This is a genomic window from Dongia sp. P2_B8, assembly GCF_056404715.1.
Genome location: NZ_JBFUDM010000003.1, coordinates 844,085 through 865,139, shown reverse-complemented (window position 1 = coordinate 865,139; position 21,055 = coordinate 844,085). Strand labels below are relative to the sequence as shown.

Sequence of the window (21,055 nt, the reverse complement as noted above, 5' to 3'; positions counted from 1 at the left end):
TCATCCTGAGCTGCCGTGCGGGTTGGAGTGTGATGAAAGCGAGGGGCGGTTGCAAGAAGGGTGCTGGCGCGTGAACGCACACGCGCCAGCACATCTGCAGCGGGAGCTTACTTGCCGAGGGTCTTTTTCAGATTGGCCTCGAATTCATCGACATTGCCTTTGTCGATGACCTTGGTCGGCACGATGATCAGCTTATCGGCCGGAATTTGCGACTTGTCGCCTTCCAGATAGGCGGCCATCAGCTTCATGCCCTGATAGCCCCATTCGAACGGCTGCTGCACGACGGTACCGGCGAAGCTGCCGTCCCGGACCGCGCCCAGCGTGATCGGATCTTCATCGAAAGCGATGACCGTGATCTGGCCCAGCTTGCCGGCAGCCTGCAGAGCTTCATAGATCTTGGGCGGGTTGTATGAATAGAAACCGACCATGCAATTGATCTCGGGGTTCGCCGCCAGCACGTCATCGACATTGCTGCGGGCGCGGGCGAAATCGACATCGTCACCGCGCACGTCGACGAGCTCGATACCCTTGCCTTCAACGGCCTGCTTGAAGCCGGCAATGCGTTCCTTGGCATTGTCGGCACCGAGGAAGCCGACGAAGCCCATGCATTTGGCCCCGCCCGGCAAGGCTTTCACCGCCACTTCGCCGGCCTGCACGCCGGCCAATGTGTTGGACGACCCCAGATAGGCGATGCGGTTGCTGGCGGGGGCATCGCTGTCAGTGGTGAACAGCGGCACCTGTGCCGCGATGCGGTTGAACGCATCGATCGAGGTCTTCGGGTCGACCGAGGAAATCATGATGGCGTCGGTGCCGGCAGCCACGAGATCGTCCATCAGCGCGTTCTGCAATGCTGCGGTCCCCTGCGCCGGATATTTCAGCTGCATATCGTAATTCGGCAATTCGCCCTGCGCCTTCTTCACGCCGGCTTCAGCGAGCTTCCAGAAATCCGACGCGGCATTGACGACAAACACCAGCTGCTTCTTGTCCTCTGCCATCGCCTGCGTGGCCGACAGCATCAGGGCAATCGAAACGGCTGCGGAGAAAATAGTCTTCACGGTGTACCTCCCATTGAGATTGTTTGGTGGCTTCTATCGTTCGGAAACGATGCGAGCGTTCTATGCGCCGCTTTTCAAGAGTGTTTCACTGGTGCTAATATTTCGTCAACCACGAAATATCATACAAATTGAAAATCAGTGAAAACAGTCTGTTGCACTTGCTAATATGCGCATGAACGGAGCAGCCGGAAGTGCTGCGGGATTGCTTTGCACAACCATGAAATTGGCATGAAATCGGTCACAAAAGGGCGCAGATGAGCGCGAAAAGAACACCGCCATCGAAGGCTGCTGCGGTGCAGCAGAAGAGCGGCGCAGACACATTGCAGCGTCGCGGCCCGACCATGACGGACATCGCCGCCCTTGCCGGAGTCTCGCAAACGACGGTCTCGCTGGTACTCAACGACGCCATGGGCGCGCGGCTCTCACACGACACACGGCAGCGCGTCCTCGATGCGGCCAAGGTGCTGGGCTACCGGTTGATCAAGCGCGGCCCCTCGAAACCCACCGCCACCGGGGCCAGCGTCATCGGCTTCATGGTCGATGAAATGTCGACCGATCCCTGGTGTGCCATCGCTCTCGACGGCGTGCGCGAAAAGGCCTGGGAATACGGCCTCACGGTCAGCGTCGCGGTGACGCGGGGCGACACCGAAATGGAGCAGGCGGCACACGCGCAGTTCCGCAGCCAGCCGCTGCTGGGCCTGATCTACGGCACCATCCAGACACGCCAGATCCCGCCCTCACCCACCTTCTCGCAGCTGCCGACGGTGCTGCTCAATTGCTACGCCACGGACCGATCGCTGCCTTCCATCGCGCCTGGCGAAGTGCTGGGCGGACGGACGGCGACCGAACGGCTGATCCGTGCAGGCCACAGCCGCATCGGCCTCATCGAGGGCGAAGTCTGGATGGATGCCATGCGCGACCGCCTGAAAGGCTATCGCCAGGCGCTGGCCAGCCATGAAATCCCGTTCGATGCGAATCTGGTGCGGCCTGGCAATTGGGAACCCTCGGCCGGCTATGCGCAGACCCTTGCCTTGATGAAGCTCGACCGGCCGCCCACCGCCATCTTCTGTGCCAACGATCTGATGGCGCTGGGCTGCTTCGAGGCATTGAAGGAGCTTGGCCTGCGGATCCCCGAAGATGTCGCGGTGGTTGGTTATGACGACCGCGAAATTGCGCAGTTCATGCGCCCGGCTTTGACCACCATGCTGCTGCCGCATTTCGAGATGGGCACGCTGGCCGTCGAATATATCGTCGATCATGCCAGCCGGCCGGAAAAGCGGCCCGCGCAGATCAAGGTCGAATGCCCGCTGGTCGAACGCGCCTCGGCCGGACCGGCGGCCATCAACATAAACTGACGCAACTGGCTGACGTAACAGGAGAGAAGCATGCTGCTGCTGGTAACTGGGGCGACCGGCAAGGTCGGCAGTACCCTCATAGCCGAGATACTGCACGACCCGCGCTGGCAGGGCGCCCGCATCCGAGCACTCTGCCACAATCGCGCGCCGGCGCCGCACGACCGCGTCGAAATTTTTCAGGGCAACATCGCCGACCGCGACAGCGTTGAGCGTGCCATGGCAGGCGTCACCCATGTGGTGCATCTGGCGACCTGCAAGGAAATTCCTGAGCTCGTCATGGACGTCACGGTGAAGGGCCTGTTCTGGCTGCTGGAAACATTCCGGCAATCCGCCACCGCGCAGCAATTCATCCTCATCGGCGGCGATGCCGGCATCGGCCATTTCTTCTACGAGCATGACGGGCCGATCACCGAAGCCGCGCCGCATATGGCGTATCCAGGCTGCTATGCGCTCTCGAAAGTGCTGGAAGAGGTGATGCTGTCGCAATTCCAGATCCAGTACGGCATCAACGGCTGCTGCCTACGGGCACCCTGGATCATGGAGAAGGACGATTTCCGCTACACGTTGAGTTTCGGCGACGATGTCTTTGGCGGTCCCGACTGGAAAACATTGGTGGCACCGGAAATCGCCGCGCGCTGCCGGCAGGATGGCACTGTGCCCCTGCTGCGCGATGCCCATCAGCGGCCGCTGAAACGGAACTTCGTCCATGTCCAGGATCTCATTGCAGCGATCCTCGCCGCCCTCGACAATCCCATCTGCCGCGGCAAGCTCTATAACATCTCCATGGATGCGCCGGTCGATTACGGCGAGGTCGCGGCCTATCTCAAAGAGACCCGCGGTCTGCCGGCGATCGACATGCCCAGTGCCTATCATTCGAACTGGCTGGACAACAGCCGCGCAAAATTCGATCTCGGCTGGCGGCCGCGCTACGATCTCAAGAAGCTGATCGACGACGCCTGGACCTATCAGCGCACCGCCGACGATCCGCGCAAGGTCTGGTATCCAGGTTAGGCTCCCGTTCCTTCAACTGACGCCCAGCATCGCTGCAAGCATGGCGATGCTAGCTGTTTTGCGTCGACTTAACCATTACTGGCAAGCGATACAAGCTGGGGTCGTGGAACCAACGAGACGCTTCAATGTTGAGTATTGGCAGTCTCTTCGCCCGGCATGCGTGCCGAAAAGACTGCCGCTGCCACCCACCCGGCACATGCACCAGTGATTGCGTATTTATAGAAAACAGCCTTTTTACGCGTTACCGGCCGGACCTTAAGCCACCATTAACAAAAGAAATTTAACCTATCGATCAAAATGAGTGTCAAAGGGAGGTCACGCCATGCATTCGCGCCCTGAGTCACGTCCCCTTGCCATCATTGTCGATGACGAGGCCGGTATCCGGCGGTTTGTCAGACTGGCTGCCGAGGAGGCCGGTTTCGACGTCATGGAGGCGGAGAGCGGCAGCCATCTTCTTGAGAAGCTCGCTGATTGCGCGCCGGCACTTATCGTCCTCGACCTGCAAATGTCGTCGACGGATGGCGTCGAAACCTTGCGCGAGTTGGCTGAGCGCAAAGTGACTGCAAAAATCATCCTCTTCTCCGGAACCGACATCCGCACGCTGGAGAGTACCCGCGATATTGCGCGACGGCGTGGCATCGACATTTCCGCCATTCTGCAAAAGCCCGTCAGGCGGAATGAGCTCATCGACAAACTGAGGCAGCTCAACCTCGAGAGCCAGCCATTCACGGCGAACACACTGCGCAAATGCCTCGATCAGCAGCTTGTCTCGGTTCACTACCAGCCCAAACTGTCGCTGGGCACCTTGGACATCGTTGGCGCAGAGGCGCTCCTGCGTTGCCGGGATGAGATCGGACGCTTTATTCCCCCCGACAAGGTCGTAGAGACGGCCGAAGCGGCTGGCATGATCGATGAATTGACAGAACGGGTATTTCGGCTGGCCTTGCAACAGCGCCAGACATGGAGCCAGTCGCGCATGGACCTCGATATGGCCATCAACGTCTCACCGCGCTGTTCGTTTGATCGGCGCTTCCCGGAACTGCTGGCCGATTTATGCGCAGAGACCAACGTGCCGGCGACTGCCGTGACGATCGAGCTGACCGAAACCGCGGTCATGGATACCGAAATCCTCGGCATGGAGGCGTTGATCCGGTTGCGGCTCAAGGGATTTCGGTTGTCGATTGACGATTTCGGCACCGGCTATTCCTCATTGATCCGCCTGAAACAGCTGCCGTTCAGCGAAATCAAGGTGGACAAGTCCTTTGTCATCGATTTGGCGGGCTCACGCGACAATGAGGTTATCGTCAAGACCATCATTCGTCTGGCCCAGGACATGGATCTCCATTGCGTCATCGAGGGCGTCGAGGATCAGGATGCCCTCCGATATGCAGCGCGGCTCGGCTGCAACGACGCCCAAGGATATTTCATCGCGCGCCCCATGCCCGGCGCCGACATCCCCGGATTCCTGAAAACTTGGGCCTGGCGAAAGGACCCCTTGCGTACGGTGCTGTCGTTGCGCGAGGACGGCGAGGATAACGGCCAACCCGATGTCGTTGCCGGCGAATGACGGCGGCGGCCATTCCGGTTCCTGGCATGCGAGTCAATCGCGAGAGGCACCCTGTCGCGCGCGCTGCCGCCAGGCAGCCGGTGGGGCCCCATAAGCGCGTGCGAAGGCGCGGTTGAAGGCCGCCTCGGTTCCATATCCCGCATCATGGGCGACGGTGGCAATACCTTTGCTGGTGGTGCTGAGCGCCACACTGGCGAGGCACAGGCGCCAGTCGCGAACATAGCGCATCGGTGACGTCCCAAGCATAGTTTCGAAGCGTTCGCTGAGCGTGCTGCGCGACAGGCCGGCAGCGATTGCCAGGTCTTGTGTTGACCGTGCACGCCGGGGATCGCCATGAATCAGCGAGAAGCATCTCGCCAGCGCTGGATCGGCCAATGCTGCCAGCCACCCGCCGGATCCCTCCGGTGCCGCGATCATCTGATATCGCAGGAGCTCGATAAAGGTGACTTCCGTCAGCCGCTCCAGCATGGAGAGCCCACCAGCGCGCGGCTTGTCCACTTCGGTCACAATCTGCGCAATCGCTGCACGCAGCCAGGCCGCATCCTCTGCGGCGTGGGTCCTGACATGCAGCATTGAGGGCAAGGCCTTCCGCAGCGGGCGAAAATTTATCGCATTGCATTGCAGATAGCCGCACAGCAATCGCACGCGCTGGCGTTCCTCGCCATAGCGGAGCACCGGGACTTCCCGCCACGGCTTGGGCGGCAAATCGTCCCCCGGCGAGATCAGCCTCCCGTCAATGCCAGCACCCAGCTGATGACCGGTCCCAAATGGAAAAGCGACGACATCACCCGCCGCCAGGACAACTTCGCAGCCATCCATCTTCAGCCAGCACGTCCCCTCGACCACGATATGAAAAGGTATCGCATTGGATCCGGCCGGCGCCGACTTCGCGAGGGACGGGGTTGCATCGGTCTGCCAGGCGCCTGTCGGCATGAAGCAGAATTGCAAGGAACCGGAAAGCCTGACGTTGCGCAGAACGTCCGACAGCACGTCATCGTCTGCAGCCCGGCTGACCTTCAGGTCGGCCGGATTTCCGATCAACTCTTTCGGCAGCCCGGCCAAAGACGCCGCTCCCCCACAGCTGTAGACACTCGGAAATTGCAACCCCGAACCAACACTGGAGGAATACTACAATGCCGGTCGCAACTGACAAGCTGGTAATCTTGGTTACTAAAGGCATCGATTCAGAACTGTCCTCGGTCGCCCTCACCATCGCCAACGGTGGTTTGACGGCCGGCCTCAAGGTCTCGCTTTTCCTGACGAGCACCGCGATTGACCTCGTGCGCCGGGGCGGCCAGCGCCTGACACAGGTGGCCCCGCTGCAACCCCTTGCTGCCCTGTTTGAGGATTTCCAGAAGCGCGGCGGCGTCATTTGGGCCTGTCCGCCCTGCGTCCAATCGCGCGGTTATGAACAATCCGATCTGCTGGACGGCGTCATCATCGTCGGCGCCAGCGCGATGCACGCTGAAATCAAGGAAGGTGCGGCGACTCTTTCCTTTTGACCCCGAGGCGACGATGCGAAGGCATTCTGTCTGTTCAGACGGTGCGCCTTCTCATCACGCCCGCCGGGCGCCGGCCTTCCGCTTTGGTGACCGTGCGGGCATTCCTTCCGCCTGATACGCCTGCAATAGCGCGAGTGCCGCGCTCCCCGCTGCCTGGGCATAGCTGGTATCGCGGTGAATGAGAATCTGCGTCACCGCGCCGTCGAAGAGGATCATGATCTGGCGGGCGAGTATCGCTGCATCCTTGATGCCGTCGGCTTCCAGCAAGTCCTGCAGCCAGCCTTCGAACCGTTTCTTGTGCTTGGCAGCACCGAGGCGCGCTGGATGGCTGGCGACGCCGGCAAATTCGCACGCTGCGCGCACAAAGCTGCAGCCGCGCCAGTCCCGGTTCTTGGCATTCGTCTCCATCTGCGCAAAGATGCGGCCGATCTGCTGTGCTGCGGGCACGACCAGCCCATCCTGCCCGACCACACCCTGATAGCGGCCCAGCGTCGGCAGGTCGCGTGCCTCGAGATAGGCGGCGATAAGGTCGTCTTTGCTCTTGAAATGATAGTAGAGCGTGCGCTTGGTGACGCCGGCTGCCAGCGCCACAGCATCCACCCCCACGGCCTGGATACCCTGGCCGTAGAAGAGTTTGTCAGCCGCCTCCACCAGGCGGCGCCGCGTATCGGTCGAATTCCGTGCCATCTCCAAAGTATACCGACTAGTGAGTATAATTCGCCAGCCCCTTCCGGCAAGGTCACCGGACTCCTGACTGCCACCGGAGATTCCGCCCATGACCCAAGACAGAAGCCACCGCCCGGGAAGCGCCTCCCCAGGAAGCGCGCCCTCCGGCACACGCAGGGCCGAACACATCCCGCCCGAACACTTCCTAACCGGCATCCTCGTCATCATAGCGACGGTGTTTGCCATGTCCTTTGCCGACGCGATCGTCAAATATGTCAGCGCTGCCTTTCCGCTGTGGCAGATTTACGTCCTGCGCTCTCTCCTGGTCATTCCGGCCCTCGCGGCCATCGCCTGGCTGCGACGCGATGTCGGCTCCATGGCATTCGCCTCGGCGGGCTGGGCGTTCCTGCGCGGCCTGCTGCTGGCGTTCATGTATATCGCCATCTACGCCGCCATCCCGGTGCTCAGCCTCTCCGTCATCGCCGCGTCGCTCTACACGGCGCCGTTGTTCATCGCGTTCTTTTCCGCCCTGCTTATTGGTGAAAAGGTCGGGCGGCGGCGATGGGCCGGCATCTCTCTCGGCTTTGTGGGTGTTCTCATCATTCTGCGGCCAGCCACGGATGGATTTTCCCTGCCGGCCCTCATCCCCGTGGGTGCCGCCATGCTCTATGCCTTGGCGGCGATCATCACCCGTGCCAAATGCAGCGGCGAAACGCCGACGGCGCTGGCGCTCGCGGTGAACATCTCGCTACTGGCCGTAGGCCTCACGGCCAGCGCCCTCATCGCGCTCTGGCAGCCCGGCCCGGCGCAGGCCTCAATCTATCCGTTCCTGCTCGGCTATTGGGTGACGATGGACGCACGCGCCTGGGGCATCATCGCGCTGCTGGCCAGCCTCATGGTCCTGATCAGCCTCGGCCTTGCCAAGGCCTATCAATCTGCCCCGGCCTCGATCATTGCGACCTTCGACTACAGCTATCTGCTATTTGCTGCCTTCTGGAGCTTCGTCATGTTCGGGCAGGCCCCGGACGGGACGACGATCATCGGCATGCTGATGATCGCCGCCGCCGGGCTGCTCGTGATCGAGCGATCGGAGAAGCGTGGCAGTCCGCTTATTTCTTCCCCACGGACCAGGTCGCGTACCACGCCTTGAACAGCTTCAGCTGGCTCTCGGCATAGTTCCGTTGGCTGTCGCTCAAGGCGTCGCTGGCATTGAAGTGGAGCGCAAAGGCGGGGTTGCCTTCCAGCACCATGAGATGCTTGTAGAAGAGGACCAGGTCAGGACCTTCGTCGAAGCTGGAGAGAACCCAGAGCGCTTTCTCGAGTTCCAGCGCATGGGCGCGGGCCACGGCATCGCCCGCCGCTGCGCGCTCGCACAAGGCGACGAGGTGCAGGACCTGCTTCGGCAGGGCGTTGCCGATGCCGGTGATGGCGCCGGCGGCACCGCAATTGACGAAGCCGTGGAACACCTGCGTATCGACACCCACCATCAGCGTGAGCTTCGCATCGCGCCCGGTGATGTGCTGCGCGGCATAGCTCAAGGACTCAGCGCCGCCGAACTCCTTGAAGCCGACCAGATGCGGATATTTCGCCTGCAGTTCGAAGAACAGGTCGGCCTTGGTTTCGAAACCGTAATAGGGGCTGTTATAGATGACCGAGGGCAGGTCGACCGCAGCTTCCAGGATGCCGGCGAAATGCGCGCGCTGGGCGGCGACGGACGGCCCCCGGGACAGCACGCGCGGGATGATCATCAGCCCCTGGGCGCCCACTTTCTTGGCGTGAGCTGCCAGCGCCGCGGCGCGGGCCGGGTTCTGGGCGCCGGTACCCACGATCACCGGCACGCCCGCCTTCACCAGGCTCTCGACACCTTCCATGCGCTGCTCGTCGGTCAGCAGCGGCCAATCGCCCATGGAGCCGCAATAGACCACGGCCGACATGCCGGCCTTGATCAGGCTCTGGCCGGTAGCGACCAGGGCGGCAAAATCCGGTGTCCGGTCAGGCTTGCAGGGCGTCATCAGGGCCGGAATGCAGCCCCGGAAGATGTTGGTGGTCACGTTTGTGTCTCCTGTTGAGGTCGGCGCAAACAGGACAAATAAAGCCATCCGTCATCGCTGGCAATCGCTACCCCCCCTACAATCGCCACCCTTGGCAATCCGTTGCCGAATTCCCAGCGCCGGGACCCGATCTGCCCTATACTGATCCCATGGCAAGTACGATACCGACCGGCGCCGCGCGTCAGGTCAACCGGGTGATCCTGACAGCGACCTTCGGTTTTAGCGCAGTGGCGCTTGCCGGTATTCTCATTCTGATGCTGATCGTGAACGCTGCCCCGGGCGCGTTCGCCGCCGTCGTCTATGGTGTGTCCCTGCTTCTCTGTTCGCTGTTTTCATTCCTCTATCACACGCGTGAGAGGTCGCGGTATCGCCGCCTGCTGCGCTATTGCGACCATGGCGCCATCTTCCTGCTGATCGCCGGCACCTACACGCCTTTCGTGGTGGGTGGCATGCAAGGTCCCTTCGGCATCAGCATGCTGGCCTGGGTCTGGGCGCTGGCCCTGCTGGGCATCACCCTGAAACTGGTGCTCCACGACAAGCATGACCGGGTGTTCGTGCTGCTCTACCTGGCGCTGGGTTGGCTGTTCCTGTTCGCAGTCGGCCCGTTCATCGAGCAGAATCCGCTATCCTCTTTGGTCTTCCTCACCATCGGCGGCTTCTCCTACACGATCGGTGCGGTGATCTATGGCCGCGACATCGGCAATTGGACCGACCCGGTCTGGCACGGCTTCGTCCTCACCGGCTCAGGCACCCATTATGTCGCCGTGGTGCTGCTGATGATGCAGCCGCAATTCATCTAAATAGAAACGGAAAAAGGGCAGGCGACACGTGTCGCCCACCCTTTCGCGCCAGATGCATAACGGCAGCAAGGGCTAGTCGCCCAGTTCCGCCATCAGCTCTTCCTTGCGAGCCGCCAGCTGTTCGCCGATCGCCCCCATGTCCATCCTGGTCTTCTTCAGCTTGGGGAACAGCTCCGTTTCCTCTTCCTTGACATGATGCTTGACCCATTCGCCCATGACATGGACCTGGGCCTCGAACAGCCCATCTTTCTTGCCGGCCTCGATGGCGGCAATCAGTTCTTTGATGGAGCCATGTTCGACCACCGCTTCGTCCAGCAGATCCATATCGGCCTTCTTGGCGGCATCGCGCGCGGCCGGATAGAAGATCTCCTCCTCGATCCGCGCATGGACTGTCAATGCGAGGCAGATGTCGGCCGCCAGCTTGTGCTTACGATCGAGGGTCATGCGGCCGCTCTCGAATTTCTCGAACATCGCCGCCACCGTTTCATGGTCGGCCTTCAGCAGTTTTATGGCGTCTTGGGGCTTGGCTGCCTTTGCACGCGCCATTGAACGGGACTGGGTTCTGCGGCTGGTTTCGGCAGCTGATATCTGGGCCATGGCTGTTTCCTCTACCTTTGGGGTTTGGGTCGGTAGAAGCGTCAACCGATGTCCGGCGACGTGGTTCCAAGATGCTGCGGAACCGGAGATATCACGCATTTCATGAACTGAATCGGGGCCATCGCCCGCCATCGGTGCGATCGCCGGGATGACACGGAAAATTATTTTGCTATGATGCCGGGACCGCTGGAAGTTGCGCTGGCGGCTGCGGCAAGCTGGTCGTCGGTTGTCGCCTGCTGACCCACCGGGAAGCCTTGACGGGCCCGTTTCATCGTCTGTACCAAATGTCGGGATGTGAGCGCGTCCCGTCGACAGATCCGGAAAGGTTACCGGGGACCGATCATGCACTGGATCACGGCCATCATCCTGACGCTACAACTGGCACAGAGCGACGGTGTCACGCCGACCGTGCATCTGTCGCAGGAGGCCTGGGCAGGCTATCAATTCTACCTGCTCTCCATGGGATCCGGTTCGGGCACATTTGCCGTGTCGCCGGACGGGATCGCCTGGGGCTTTTCCTATTGTTCCACCTGGGACTGTCCGCATGACAACACGGCCATTGCCCTGCATAAGTGCGAGGAACATACCGATTTCACCTGCCTCGTCTTCGCCCGCGACAGCAAGATTGAAGTCGATTACGTGTTGCCGTAACGATCCGCTCAGCTGTCCTGCCCAGGATTTGAAGGGGGGTGCGACAGCGCGCTGGGCAGGGTCGCCAGAATCTCCGCTGAGAGGTCCGGCCGCGCCTGCTCCGTCGACTTGGCCAGCACCATGCCACCGACCAGCGCTGCCAGCGTACCGATGGCCTGGGTGCGCGCGTCCTCAGGCGTGAGATCCGTGCTCCGGCGCAGGAGATCCGTGACACTGTCGAGATAGCTTGCCAGCCCGGCCACAAATTGCGCCTGCACCGCCGCATCCTGACGCGTGATTTCGCCGCCCAGCGAGGCGATGGGGCAGCCGCCGAGCATTGGGTCGCGACCCAGCAGCGCCATGTAGCGCGTGACATAGGCGCCAAGATCCGCATCACGCGACACCCGCTCGACGCCTTCTGCAAAGGCAGCGCTGCAGGCCTCCGACACCAGCGCGTCCTTCGAGGCGAAATGGCCATAGAAGCCGCCATGGGTCAGCCCCGCCGCCTGCATGATCTCAGCCACGCCGACACGGTCGATGCCGCGGGCGCGGAACAGGTTCGACGCCGATTTCACAATAGCGGCGCGGTGTGCCGCCGCCTTTTCCTTGGTGACCTTCATGCGTTTCCTTCAACCCCACCTACCGAAACTGGGCTTGACTTTTATTATGATCGTGATCATGAATAAATACAATGATGTTATTGATCATGATTATTCCCCTTATGATCACAAGGATTTAGGAGCCTGGAGATGCTGGCAACACCGCTCGCCGCCGCCCTCGCACGCCGCCAAATACATTATGGCTGGGCGGTGGTGGGTGCCACCTTCCTCACCATGCTGGTGACGGCCGGCGCCATCGGCGGCCCGGCCATCCTCCTCATCTATCTGGAGCGGGAGTTCGGCTGGTCGAACGCCACCATCTCCAGCGCCTTTGCCATCCGCCTCGTGCTGTTCGGCCTGATGGGTCCGTTCGCGGCAGCACTCATGAACAAGTTCGGCGTGCGGCGCATGATCTTGACCTCGCTCAGCGTCATCGCGTTCGGCCTCATAGCCTCACTCGGCATGACCGAGGTCTGGCAGCTCATCCTGCTGTGGGGCCTGGTGCTGGGCTTTGGCACCGGCATGACCGCGATGGTGCTGGGCGCCACGGTCGCCACCCGCTGGTTCACGAAACGGCGCGGCCTCGTGGTCGGCTTCCTCACGGCGAGTGCCGCGACCGGCCAGCTGGTCTTCATCCCGCTCCTTAACCACATCGCCGAAACAGCTGGCTGGCGCTGGTCGATCGGCCTGCTGTGCGTGATGCTGGGTGTCGCCGCCGTGGCCGTTATCGCCTTGATGCGCGACCGGCCCTCGGACGTCGGCCTCGCCCCCTTCGGCGATACCGGGGAACTCGTGCCGGCACCGGCTGCAATTGCCACGAGCTCGATCACTGCTGCAGCCTTCAGCGCCTTGAAGGCTGCCTCGACCACGCGCGTCTTCTGGGTGCTGGCTGCCACCTTCTTCATCTGCGGCATGAGCACGAACGGCCTCATCCAGCCGCATCTCATCCCCTTCTGCCTTGATTTCGGCATTCCCGCGCAAAGCACCACCTATCTCCTCGCCTTGATGGGAATCTTCGATTTCATCGGAACGATCGGCTCCGGCTGGCTTTCCGACCGATATGACAATCGCTGGCTGCTGTTCTGGTATTATGGCCTGCGGGGCCTGTCGCTGCTCTATCTGCCGGCCTCGGACTTCACCTTCTACGGCCTCTCGGTCTTCGCCATGTTCTATGGCCTGGACTGGATTGCGACCGTCCCGCCGACAGTGAAGCTCTGCGCCGAGCGCTTCGGCCGCGAACGCGCCAACCTGGTGTTCGGCTGGGTCTTCGCAGCACACCAATTGGGTGCTGCCTGCGCTGCCTATGGCGCCGGCCTCTCGCGCACGGAATTGCAGACCTATCTGCCGGCCTTCTTCACCGCAGGTGCCTTATGCCTGGTCGCCGCCGGCCTGTGCCTCACGGTCAAGCGCCAAGCCAAGCATGTGCAGGTGGCGGCGGCGGAGTAGTTCCGAAGCCCAAGAGCCTAGTTGCGCAGCAGGATCGCCCGAACGCTGTCCACGGCGCGTGTGAGCTCGCCGCGTGGCAGCCCGGGAATTCCTGGCTACGCTCAGCCCTTCTCGGCAAGCCTCTCCAGGCGCCCAGGCAATTCCGCTTTGATCGCCTTCCGCTTGTGCTTGGCGACTTCTTCCAGCTTTTGCATTCATCCTTGGTGCGGCCGCAGGCGATGCACCAGCCGGTGCGGCCATCGAACTTGCAGATATCGACGCAGGGTGATTTCAAGATGGACTACTCGGCCATCTGATGCGCCGGGCCGAACAGGCTTTCGTAATGCCGCTTCTGGCGCGAAGCACCAATGACGGCGTTGCGCATCAACACTGCAACCGTGACCGGGCCGACACCACCCGGCACCGGCGTGATCCAGCCGGCGATGGCGGACACCGACGCGAAATCGACGTCGCCCACAACCTTCGTACTGCCGTCGGCCAAGGTGACCTGGTTGATGCCGATATCGATGACGGCGGCACCCGGCTTCACCATCTCCGCATTGATCAGGCCCGGTTTGCCGACCGCCACGAACAGTGCATCGGCGCGACGGCTGTGGACCGAGAGGTTGCGCGTCATGTGATGACAGACCGTGACCGTGGCACCTTCCGCCATCAGCAGAAAGGCGATCGGCTTGCCCACGATTTCCGAATGCCCGACCACCACGACTTCAAGACCGGCTAGAGCCAGGCCCGTCTGGCGCAGCAACTCCACAGATGCCATGGCCGTGCACGGCCCCAGTTCCAGCTCGTTATAGACGATGTTGCCGATTGAGGCCGGATGCATGCCTTCGACATCCTTCAAAGGATGGATGGCGCCCTGCAATTGCTTGATCGAGAGATGCGCCGGCACAGGGCGCTGCAGGATGATGCCGGTGACGCGCGGGTCGGCATTCATGCCGTGGATCGCCGCCAGCAATTGCTCCTGGTGAATATCCGCCGGGAAATGCATTTCCTCGAACTGGATGTCTGCCTTCTCGGCGGTGCGCTTCTGGTTGCGCACGTAAAGCTGCACGGCACTGACATCGCCCACCGAGATCGAGCACAGTTTGGGCGCCCAGCCGGTGGCCCTCAAATCCGCCACCTGGGCACGCGTCTGCGCCAGCATGGTTTCCGCCACCGCGCGACCGTTGAGCACCGCATTCGACATGTTGACCCGCTCCGAACCCGTCTATCGTCAGGCGAGCTTGTAGCCTTGGGCCGGCGCAAAGTCCATGTTTCCCAATAGGGCAATAGGCCGCATTTTAGCTAAGGTCAGCGCCTCTTGCGCAGGATTTCTCGAATGCTGTCGGCGGCCCGCTCTAGCTGGTCATGCGGTAGTCCGGGAAATTCCTCGCTGTAGAAGCGAGTGATGCCGTTCGGCAGCTTTTCCTCCACGATCTCGCCCCGGATCATCTGGTCGCTCAGCGCATCGCCGGCACGGTGCGGGGCCAGATGGACGTGAAGATGCGGCACGCCATCGCCGAAAATATAGACATAGACCACCTCGGCATCCGTCGCGTCCTTCAGCGCCTTGGTGCATTTTGCGAGCGCCGGGCCGAAGGTGTCGGCCTCGTCGCCGTCGAGCTCATGGATATGGGCGACGTGACGCTTCGGTTCGAGATAGGCAAAGCCTGCGACCTCGGCCGAAAGGCTGACGGTCAGCCGCCAATGCTGATCCTGCCAAACCTCGATACGTTCGAGCTCTGCGTCGGCTTCAGCAGCACGGCACAATAAGCAGTCTGTCCCCGTCATCTCTCGTCACTCCCTGCTGCCAGCCCCTATCGTCAGCCTGTCATTCGATGGCTTACCTTGCTCATGACTATCACCTCGCGGGCGTGCCGCCCGGTCGCTCATCCCGCAAGATTTGTTCGGCCACCCTAGTTTTAGTTAGTCGTGCGCTCATCAGCAACTTAGACGGCGGCAGAAAATCCCGGTGGTATAGCGCCGGAAAGAAAGGATCTTAGGAACATTTTTCCCAGGACATGCTTCGTCTCCGGCGCGCCACGCTTGAAATATCCCGTGCTGATCGCCTGCTCAAACTCAGCACGGGTCGGAGCGGTGAGATTTGTGTCAGGCGTCCCGCGCCTGGACGCCGCAGAAGCACTGAGCAGGACACCAGCGTAGTAAAGGCGCGTGAGTGCTCGGACCAGGTGCAGCCTGTCGTACAAGGCATCATCCGGCGGGTGCCCCAGCCAGGCGTGCAGGAAGGCGTTCTCCAGAGCCGGTGCTGGGGCGAAATTGTCGAGCATGATCGCGACATCAACAAGAGGGTCATTGCGATAGGCCGACTCCCAGTCGATCATCCATAGGCGCGCGCCATCAAACAGAATATTGCGTGGGAGAGGATCATTGTGGCCGGAAACTAAGCCCACAGAATCCCAGGTGTAATCTTCACGGATGCGATTGAAGTGTTCCGTGCATGGCTCCAGCACGCCAGGTGCAAAGAGACCGGTTTGGCACACCCAGGTCCAAAGGCGGCCGACCATATCGGGATATTCAATAAACAGGGGAAACAGGGGCGTCGCTTGAACGCGCCTCACCATTTCTCCCAGCGCATGTGCCAGTGCGAGAGATCCGCCGGGAAATGATTCCAACGGCTGTTCCTCAACAAAGTCCATGATCGCAACGCCCGCCGATTCATCGACATAATGCACCCTCGGGGCGATCCGGGCTTGTGCCGCGATCTGCATGGAACGGTATTGGTGGGGATTGCGCAGTGGGCTTGCGGTACCTTCCATGCGCAACAAGTAGCAGCGCTCTCCGATCTCTACCCGAAAGGTCGATGCTCCGGATGCGCCACCCATGACGGGCGTGATCGCACTGATTGGCGCGGCACCAAATGCTGCAGCGAGCGCCAACCGCGCCGTTGTGCGGCGCTCGATTGGAAGGTCCTTGAAAGGGTCCCTGATCATTGCCTCATTCATAACATTTGAAAATAAGGCCGATCAATATGCCTGCTCTTGAACCCGCGCTCTAGTTGAGGCAGGGATCTCCCGCTGCCAGCTGGCGGATTTCGGGAGCAAGCTTGGCGAGGTCGGGGCGCGGCATGGGTTGCCATTTCTTGTCTGCACCAGCGGCAAGGCCGGCTGCCAGATTGTCGAAAGTCCCGCTCACCTTGACCGGCAGGTCCAGGGCAAAGAAGCCGGTCGATTTCCGCTCCGACTTGGCACTGAGATCGACCCGCCGTTTGACGAGGTCGACCGTGCCGCTGCCGACCAGGGTTGCGTCCTTTGCCTGCAGACGCAGGGGCGCCAATGTCACGACGCCATTTTTGAGGATGCCGAGTGCCGCCAGACATTGCACCGGCGATGATCCTTCCCGCTCGCGGAACAGCGACCGGAGATCCGTGGACGCCTTCTCGATGATGGCGCGCTTGATGCTGCCATCGGTCATGGAAACAAGAGCTGCACCATCGCTGTTCCCGAGTGCCGTGGCCACCGTATCACCCCGCATCTCGACATGAGCCGCCCCATCGATTTTACCGGTGATGTCACCGACCGCGGCCCCGATTTCCTGCGCCAGATGATCGGCGTTCAAATTCTTCAATTCGGCATCCGCGCTGAAAGTCGATCTCTTCTGAACAGTTTTGATCTCTCCCACTGCTGCGACCCGCCCGCCGGCATAGTCAAAGCCAAGTTCACGGAGGACCAGTTCGCGCGGCGCCAGACTGCCGGCAGCGCTCACATTGCCGAGCGTCATCTTGCCGAAGATCAGGTGCTGGGTCTTGACCTTGGCATCCAAAATGACGCCCGGGTCGCTCGGCACCAGCAGCTTCATCTGCAGCGGGTCCGATGGTTTGGCATCGGGATCCTTTGGGATCAGCCGGTTGAAATCCAGCCGGTCGAAAGAGAGGTCCGTCTTGACGGCATCCGGGCCACCCTTGCTGCCTTCGTCGAGGATGAGCGTGCCGGTAAAGGCGCTCTTATCCAATTGACCGCTGCCCTTGGTCAATTCCCAATGATCCCTCTGGCGCATCAGATGCGCATCGACGACGAGCGGATAATCGGCGTTGATCTCCGCCCCGAAGCTGGCCAGCAGATTGGCCAGCTTCTCGGCATCCAGGTTCATCTTTCCATCGACACCCTCGAAATCCAGCGGCTCCATCATGGTGCCGTCGAAATCGAGCTTCGCGGTCTTGCCGGCCAGGGAAAAGACCGTGCCGAAGGGCGTCTTAGCATCGCGCATCACTTTGAAGGATTGCGTCTTCGCATCCAGGATCAGCGAGGTGTTGTTATAGGCGCCGGCGGCTTTCAAACTCACCGGCGTATCCTCGCCTTCCGCGACAATGGCGACATTGTCGAGCTCGATACGCAGCACATTGCCGTGATAGGTGCGATAGGTGATCAGCCCATCCTTCAGCACCATGTCGAGCAAGGTCGGGAACTGCGTGCGGTTTTTGGGAATGAGGGCAAAGCCGTCATGGGTGGCATCCGCGCCCGGATTGAATTTCCAATTGCCGGCACCTTGCGGGTCACGCTCCAGCACCACCGTCAGCGTGCCGGCGCGCAGATGATGATAGATCGGCGTCCCGTCCCATAGCGACAAGGCTTCGACATCGGCGCTGAAGCTCTCCAGCGTGATCATGTCCGGCACACTGCCCCAGGGGGCGTTGGCGATGCGCAGATTATGGAGCTCGACATGGATCGGGTTCCCCCAATCGACCGTCAGGCCATCGGCCACGACCCGCCGGCCCAGCGCATCGCTGGCGGCTTTTTCCGCCCAAGGCTTCAGATCGGCATTCAGGAGCCAGATCACCCCACCCAGGAAAATGAGGAGCAGGCCGGCCAGCAGTGCCATCAGAATGCGGAGAATTCGCTGCACGGATAACCCGATCAAGGACGGCCGGATCATCGGGCCCGGCACCACTGACTTCAACAACCGACCCCGCCAAAGGTTGCCAACGGCCTCAATCTTGCCAGTTCCAGCCCTGGATGCCACTATCCGCGCAGCCGTTTATTTTATGGATATTGGAACAGCATGGCGCATCGGTTCGCCTGGGCTACATTGCCGGATTCGGCGCTTCTGCAGCTGCGCCTCAAGGACCTCAAGGTGACCGTCGAGGGGACCTGGCTCGAATCCTGCCTCCACCGGCTTTATGACGAACTGGCGGAGCGCGATCTGCGCATCCGCCCCCATGCCTGGATCTCGGACGAGTGGTTCAGCCCCGATACGACACCAGGCATCGCCATCCCTTTTTATCTGGCACACCCGCGCCTGATGCGCCTTGAGCGCAAGAAGATCATCGATGTGGAAGGCGGTACCACGCAGGAATGCATGCGCATCCTGCGGCACGAAGCTGGCCACGTCGTGCAGCATGCCTTCCAGCTCCATCGCCGGCGACGCTGGCAGGCCGTGTTCGGCCGTTCCTCGACGCCCTATCCGCATTACTACCGCCCCAATCCCACCAGCAAGAATTACGTCCAGCATCTGCGCCTGTGGTACGCGCAAAGCCATCCGGATGAGGATTTTGCCGAAACCTTTGCGGTGTGGCTGCGGCCCCGCTCCGATTGGCGCAAGCGCTATGCCGACTGGCCGGCATTGAAGAAGCTGGAATATGTCGATGAATTGATGGCTGAGATTGCCGGCGAGAAGCCGCACCTCACCAAGCGGCTGCTGGTCGATCCTCTGAGCACGCTGAAGCAGACCCTGGACGAGCATTACGCCCGCAAGCAGGCGCTTTATGTCAGCGAGACATCGTCGATCTATGACCGCGAATTGCTGAAGATCTTCAGCACCGACGCCAAGCATCACCGGGCGCCCTTGGCGACCACCTTTCTGCGCCTCAACCGTACCCATATCCGCCGCATGATCGCCCGATGGACCGGCGAATATCAGCTGACGCTCGATGCCGTCTTCGATTCCATGATTGCGCGTTGCCGCGAACTGAAATTGCGCGCACCCGGCAATGAACGGCAACTGGTGATGGATTTTATCGTTCTGTTAACCGCAAAAACGGTACATTCCCATTACAGCCCATCGCGACGGGAATGGTTCGCACTTTAATAAAACCCTGATTGGGGTCAGCAATGAAGTCACTTCGTGTTCTGGTGCTGATGCATCCGGACTTCACGCCGCCGGATTCGCTGAAAGGATACAGCGAAAAAGAGAAGCATGTCTGGAAGACGGAATATGACGTCATCTCCACCTTGCGCGAGTCCGGGCATGAGGTGCGCGCCATTGGCGTGCAGCATGAACTGCACCCGATCCGCGAGGCGATCGACGAATGGAAGCCGGATGTCGTCTTCAACCTCCTCGAACAATTCCACGGCGAAACCGCTTATGATCAGAATGTGGCGAGCTATCTGGAGCTCCTGCGCATGCCCTATACCGGCTGCAATCCGCGCGGGCTGATGCTGGCGCGCGGCAAGGCGCTCTCGAAAAAGCTGCTCTCCTATCACCGCATCCCCACACCGGCCTTCGCCGTCTTCCCGATCGGCCGCAAGATCAAGCGCCCGGCAAAGCTCGGCTTTCCGCTCATCGTCAAGAGCCTCACCGAGGATTCCTCCGTCGGCATCGCCCAGGCCTCGGTGGTCGACAGCGACGAGAAGCTCGCCGAACGCGTCAAGTTCGTCCATGAGCGCGTCGGCACGGACGCCATCGCCGAACAATTCATCGATGGCCGCGAACTTTATGTCGGTGTCTATGGCAATGACCGCCTGCGCGTGCTGCCGGTGTGGGAGCTGCAATTCGGCGAAGATGCACAAGGCAAGCTCACGGTTGCTACCGAGAAGTTGAAGCACGATCTCGATTACCAGGAAAAGCGCGGCGTAGCTTATGGCCGCGCTGAGAATCTGTCACCGGAATTGACCCGCCGCATCCAGCGCATCGTGAAGCGCATCTGTGTCACCCTGGAACTCGACGGCTATAACCGCATCGACTTCCGCCTGACCGCAGAGGGTGTCCCCTATTTTCTGGAGGCCAATCCCAATCCTGAGATCGCATCGAAGGAGGAATTCGCCGCCGCCGCCGCCCATGACGGGATGGCCTATCCCGATCTCCTCAACCGGATTCTGGAACTTGGGATCAGCCGGGCGCGGGCTGTGCTTCAGACTGAATAGTCATTCAGGAACTGAATGCTTGTTCAGCCTCAATGACTATTTCAGGGACTCTTCCGCCGCTCGCATGAAATCGGCCGCCGCCCCGTCGCTCTCCTTGTCCTGACCCAGCTGCCCGGCCAGCGCCGCGGTCACGGTAAAGGTGTCGAACCCACGGCTGGTGAGGGTCTCCAACTGGTCGATCGAGCGGATACTTGCCACCAGCACCCGGAGATTGCCCAGGCGATTGCCGATTGAGAGCATCGCATCCAGCCTGGCATCGGCATCGATACCGGCATCCTGCATGCGGCCATAATAGGGTGCCACGTATTTCGCCCCGATACTGGCTGCCAGCATGGTCTGGTGCGCGGTGTAGCAGGCGGTGATCGTGACCGACACATTGTCGCGGCAGAGTGCTGCCGCGGCTTCGAAACCGGCGGCCGTCGCCGGCACCTTGACCGTCACATGCGGCCACAATGCCCGCAAGGCGCGGCCGCTCGCCAGCATCTCGGCGGCCGTGTAGCCGGTGACCTGCAGCTGAATCTCGGCGAGATTGCGCTCGCTGGCATGGGCGACCAGGGCCTGCGCCGTCGCCAGCTCGACCCTTTTGCCGGCACGCGAGATGATAAGGGGGTTGGTGGTGACCCCATGCAACCAGCCGCGGCTGAGACCCAGATCCCAATCGCTGGGATTGGCGCTGTCGATGAAGAGACGGTAGGTCATT

At 61.2% G+C, this 21,055-nt stretch carries 21 protein-coding genes and 1 pseudogene; 10 read left to right on the top strand and 12 right to left on the bottom strand.

Annotated elements, in window-relative coordinates:
- Positions 1-107 precede the first annotated feature (107 nt).
- Complete coding sequence (locus tag AC1DWZ_RS11605; protein ID WP_477169048.1) at positions 108-1,055, bottom strand: sugar-binding protein; 948 nt, start codon at positions 1,053-1,055, stop codon at positions 108-110.
- A gap of 254 nt (positions 1,056-1,309) precedes the next feature.
- Between AC1DWZ_RS11605 and AC1DWZ_RS11600 the strand changes: the two genes are divergently transcribed.
- The 3 genes from AC1DWZ_RS11600 to AC1DWZ_RS11590 all read left to right on the top strand — a co-directional run bounded on the left by AC1DWZ_RS11600 (position 1,310) and on the right by AC1DWZ_RS11590 (position 4,988).
- Complete coding sequence (locus tag AC1DWZ_RS11600) at positions 1,310-2,410, top strand: LacI family DNA-binding transcriptional regulator (protein ID WP_477169047.1); 1,101 nt, start codon at positions 1,310-1,312, stop codon at positions 2,408-2,410.
- A gap of 30 nt (positions 2,411-2,440) precedes the next feature.
- Complete coding sequence (locus AC1DWZ_RS11595) at positions 2,441-3,421, top strand: NAD-dependent epimerase/dehydratase family protein (protein WP_477169046.1); 981 nt, start codon at positions 2,441-2,443, stop codon at positions 3,419-3,421.
- Between the two features lie 322 nt (positions 3,422-3,743).
- Entirely contained in the window at positions 3,744-4,988 is a 1,245-nt protein-coding gene (locus AC1DWZ_RS11590; protein ID WP_477169045.1) for an EAL domain-containing response regulator, read from the top strand.
- Between the two features lie 33 nt (positions 4,989-5,021).
- Here the strand turns inward: AC1DWZ_RS11590 and AC1DWZ_RS11585 are convergent, their stop codons facing one another.
- Entirely contained in the window at positions 5,022-6,050 is a 1,029-nt protein-coding gene (locus tag AC1DWZ_RS11585) for an AraC family transcriptional regulator (protein ID WP_477169044.1), read from the bottom strand.
- Positions 6,051-6,121: 71 nt separating this feature from the next.
- Here AC1DWZ_RS11585 and AC1DWZ_RS11580 point away from each other — a divergent pair, with 71 nt between their 5' ends.
- The gene (locus AC1DWZ_RS11580; RefSeq protein WP_477169043.1) at positions 6,122-6,490 is read left to right on the top strand and encodes a DsrE family protein; all 369 of its coding nucleotides are present in this window, start codon (positions 6,122-6,124) and stop codon (positions 6,488-6,490) included.
- A gap of 54 nt (positions 6,491-6,544) precedes the next feature.
- Here the strand turns inward: AC1DWZ_RS11580 and AC1DWZ_RS11575 are convergent, their stop codons facing one another.
- A complete protein-coding gene (locus tag AC1DWZ_RS11575; protein WP_477169042.1) occupies positions 6,545-7,177 on the bottom strand; it encodes a TetR/AcrR family transcriptional regulator in 633 nt (210 codons plus the stop codon).
- An 88-nt stretch (positions 7,178-7,265) separates the two neighbouring features.
- On the opposite strand from AC1DWZ_RS11575, the gene AC1DWZ_RS11570 reads away from it, so the two are divergent.
- Positions 7,266-8,306, top strand: a complete 1,041-nt coding sequence (locus AC1DWZ_RS11570) for a DMT family transporter (protein WP_477169041.1) — start codon at positions 7,266-7,268, stop codon at positions 8,304-8,306.
- On the opposite strand, the gene AC1DWZ_RS11565 is transcribed toward AC1DWZ_RS11570, so the two are convergent.
- On the bottom strand, positions 8,266-9,207 hold the full coding sequence (locus AC1DWZ_RS11565) for a dihydrodipicolinate synthase family protein (protein WP_477169040.1): 942 nt from the start codon (positions 9,205-9,207) through the stop codon (positions 8,266-8,268). The genes AC1DWZ_RS11570 and AC1DWZ_RS11565 overlap by 41 nt on opposite strands.
- Positions 9,208-9,356: 149 nt before the next feature.
- On the opposite strand from AC1DWZ_RS11565, the gene trhA reads away from it, so the two are divergent.
- Complete coding sequence (gene trhA / locus AC1DWZ_RS11560; RefSeq protein WP_477169039.1) at positions 9,357-10,007, top strand: PAQR family membrane homeostasis protein TrhA; 651 nt, start codon at positions 9,357-9,359, stop codon at positions 10,005-10,007.
- A gap of 72 nt (positions 10,008-10,079) precedes the next feature.
- On the opposite strand, the gene AC1DWZ_RS11555 is transcribed toward trhA, so the two are convergent.
- Complete coding sequence (locus tag AC1DWZ_RS11555) at positions 10,080-10,604, bottom strand: hemerythrin domain-containing protein (protein WP_477169038.1); 525 nt, start codon at positions 10,602-10,604, stop codon at positions 10,080-10,082.
- Positions 10,605-10,946: 342 nt separating this feature from the next.
- Between AC1DWZ_RS11555 and AC1DWZ_RS11550 the strand changes: the two genes are divergently transcribed.
- Positions 10,947-11,255 carry a hypothetical protein gene (locus AC1DWZ_RS11550; RefSeq protein ID WP_477169037.1) on the top strand — a complete coding sequence of 103 codons (309 nt, stop codon included), beginning with the start codon at positions 10,947-10,949 and terminating at the stop codon, positions 11,253-11,255.
- 8 nt (positions 11,256-11,263) lie between these two features.
- Here the strand turns inward: AC1DWZ_RS11550 and AC1DWZ_RS11545 are convergent, their stop codons facing one another.
- Positions 11,264-11,854, bottom strand: coding sequence for a TetR/AcrR family transcriptional regulator (locus AC1DWZ_RS11545; RefSeq protein ID WP_477169036.1), 591 nt, complete (start codon positions 11,852-11,854; stop codon positions 11,264-11,266).
- A gap of 129 nt (positions 11,855-11,983) precedes the next feature.
- Between AC1DWZ_RS11545 and AC1DWZ_RS11540 the strand changes: the two genes are divergently transcribed.
- Positions 11,984-13,279, top strand: a complete 1,296-nt coding sequence (locus AC1DWZ_RS11540) for an MFS transporter (RefSeq protein ID WP_477169035.1) — start codon at positions 11,984-11,986, stop codon at positions 13,277-13,279.
- A 214-nt stretch (positions 13,280-13,493) separates the two neighbouring features.
- Here the strand turns inward: AC1DWZ_RS11540 and AC1DWZ_RS11535 are convergent.
- The 5 genes and pseudogenes from AC1DWZ_RS11535 to AC1DWZ_RS11515 form a co-directional block, all read right to left on the bottom strand.
- Positions 13,494-13,553 (bottom strand): annotated as a pseudogene (locus AC1DWZ_RS11535) (hypothetical protein); the annotation flags it as partial.
- Between the two features lie 6 nt (positions 13,554-13,559).
- A complete protein-coding gene (locus AC1DWZ_RS11530) occupies positions 13,560-14,465 on the bottom strand; it encodes a bifunctional 5,10-methylenetetrahydrofolate dehydrogenase/5,10-methenyltetrahydrofolate cyclohydrolase (protein ID WP_477169034.1) in 906 nt (301 codons plus the stop codon).
- Positions 14,466-14,569: 104 nt separating this feature from the next.
- Positions 14,570-15,049, bottom strand: coding sequence for an HIT family protein (locus tag AC1DWZ_RS11525; RefSeq protein ID WP_477169033.1), 480 nt, complete (start codon positions 15,047-15,049; stop codon positions 14,570-14,572).
- Between the two features lie 158 nt (positions 15,050-15,207).
- Positions 15,208-16,209, bottom strand: a complete 1,002-nt coding sequence (locus AC1DWZ_RS11520) for a phosphotransferase (protein WP_477169032.1) — start codon at positions 16,207-16,209, stop codon at positions 15,208-15,210.
- 61 nt (positions 16,210-16,270) lie between these two features.
- Positions 16,271-18,118 carry an AsmA family protein gene (locus tag AC1DWZ_RS11515; RefSeq protein WP_477169031.1) on the bottom strand — a complete coding sequence of 616 codons (1,848 nt, stop codon included), beginning with the start codon at positions 18,116-18,118 and terminating at the stop codon, positions 16,271-16,273.
- Between the two features lie 156 nt (positions 18,119-18,274).
- On the opposite strand from AC1DWZ_RS11515, the gene AC1DWZ_RS11510 reads away from it, so the two are divergent.
- Positions 18,275-19,300 (top strand): putative zinc-binding metallopeptidase, encoded by a 1,026-nt coding sequence (locus tag AC1DWZ_RS11510; RefSeq protein ID WP_477169030.1) that lies wholly within the window; start codon positions 18,275-18,277, stop codon positions 19,298-19,300.
- Positions 19,301-19,323: 23 nt separating this feature from the next.
- A complete protein-coding gene (locus AC1DWZ_RS11505) occupies positions 19,324-20,355 on the top strand; it encodes a D-alanine--D-alanine ligase family protein (protein WP_477169029.1) in 1,032 nt (343 codons plus the stop codon).
- A gap of 36 nt (positions 20,356-20,391) precedes the next feature.
- Here the strand turns inward: AC1DWZ_RS11505 and AC1DWZ_RS11500 are convergent, their stop codons facing one another.
- Positions 20,392-21,054 carry a transaldolase family protein gene (locus tag AC1DWZ_RS11500; protein ID WP_477169028.1) on the bottom strand — a complete coding sequence of 221 codons (663 nt, stop codon included), beginning with the start codon at positions 21,052-21,054 and terminating at the stop codon, positions 20,392-20,394.
- Between the last annotated feature and the right edge of the window lies 1 nt (position 21,055).

Bases quoted from the DNA above. Each gene is read 5' to 3' on its own strand.
- AC1DWZ_RS11600 (WP_477169047.1), top strand. From the start codon at position 1,310: ATGAGCGCGAAAAGAACACCGCCATCGAAGGCTGCTGCGGTGCAGCAG.
- AC1DWZ_RS11595 (WP_477169046.1), top strand. From the start codon at position 2,441: ATGCTGCTGCTGGTAACTGGGGCGACCGGCAAGGTCGGCAGTACCCTC.
- AC1DWZ_RS11590 (WP_477169045.1), top strand. From the start codon at position 3,744: ATGCATTCGCGCCCTGAGTCACGTCCCCTTGCCATCATTGTCGATGAC.
- AC1DWZ_RS11580 (WP_477169043.1), top strand. From the start codon at position 6,122: ATGCCGGTCGCAACTGACAAGCTGGTAATCTTGGTTACTAAAGGCATC.
- AC1DWZ_RS11575 (WP_477169042.1), bottom strand. From the start codon at position 7,177: ATGGCACGGAATTCGACCGATACGCGGCGCCGCCTGGTGGAGGCGGCT.
- AC1DWZ_RS11570 (WP_477169041.1), top strand. From the start codon at position 7,266: ATGACCCAAGACAGAAGCCACCGCCCGGGAAGCGCCTCCCCAGGAAGC.
- trhA (WP_477169039.1), top strand. From the start codon at position 9,357: ATGGCAAGTACGATACCGACCGGCGCCGCGCGTCAGGTCAACCGGGTG.
- AC1DWZ_RS11555 (WP_477169038.1), bottom strand. From the start codon at position 10,604: ATGGCCCAGATATCAGCTGCCGAAACCAGCCGCAGAACCCAGTCCCGT.
- AC1DWZ_RS11550 (WP_477169037.1), top strand. From the start codon at position 10,947: ATGCACTGGATCACGGCCATCATCCTGACGCTACAACTGGCACAGAGC.
- AC1DWZ_RS11545 (WP_477169036.1), bottom strand. From the start codon at position 11,854: ATGAAGGTCACCAAGGAAAAGGCGGCGGCACACCGCGCCGCTATTGTG.
- AC1DWZ_RS11540 (WP_477169035.1), top strand. From the start codon at position 11,984: ATGCTGGCAACACCGCTCGCCGCCGCCCTCGCACGCCGCCAAATACAT.
- AC1DWZ_RS11530 (WP_477169034.1), bottom strand. From the start codon at position 14,465: ATGTCGAATGCGGTGCTCAACGGTCGCGCGGTGGCGGAAACCATGCTG.
- AC1DWZ_RS11525 (WP_477169033.1), bottom strand. From the start codon at position 15,049: ATGACGGGGACAGACTGCTTATTGTGCCGTGCTGCTGAAGCCGACGCA.
- AC1DWZ_RS11520 (WP_477169032.1), bottom strand. From the start codon at position 16,209: ATGATCAGGGACCCTTTCAAGGACCTTCCAATCGAGCGCCGCACAACG.
- AC1DWZ_RS11510 (WP_477169030.1), top strand. From the start codon at position 18,275: ATGGCGCATCGGTTCGCCTGGGCTACATTGCCGGATTCGGCGCTTCTG.
- AC1DWZ_RS11505 (WP_477169029.1), top strand. From the start codon at position 19,324: ATGAAGTCACTTCGTGTTCTGGTGCTGATGCATCCGGACTTCACGCCG.
- AC1DWZ_RS11500 (WP_477169028.1), bottom strand. From the start codon at position 21,054: ATGACCTACCGTCTCTTCATCGACAGCGCCAATCCCAGCGATTGGGAT.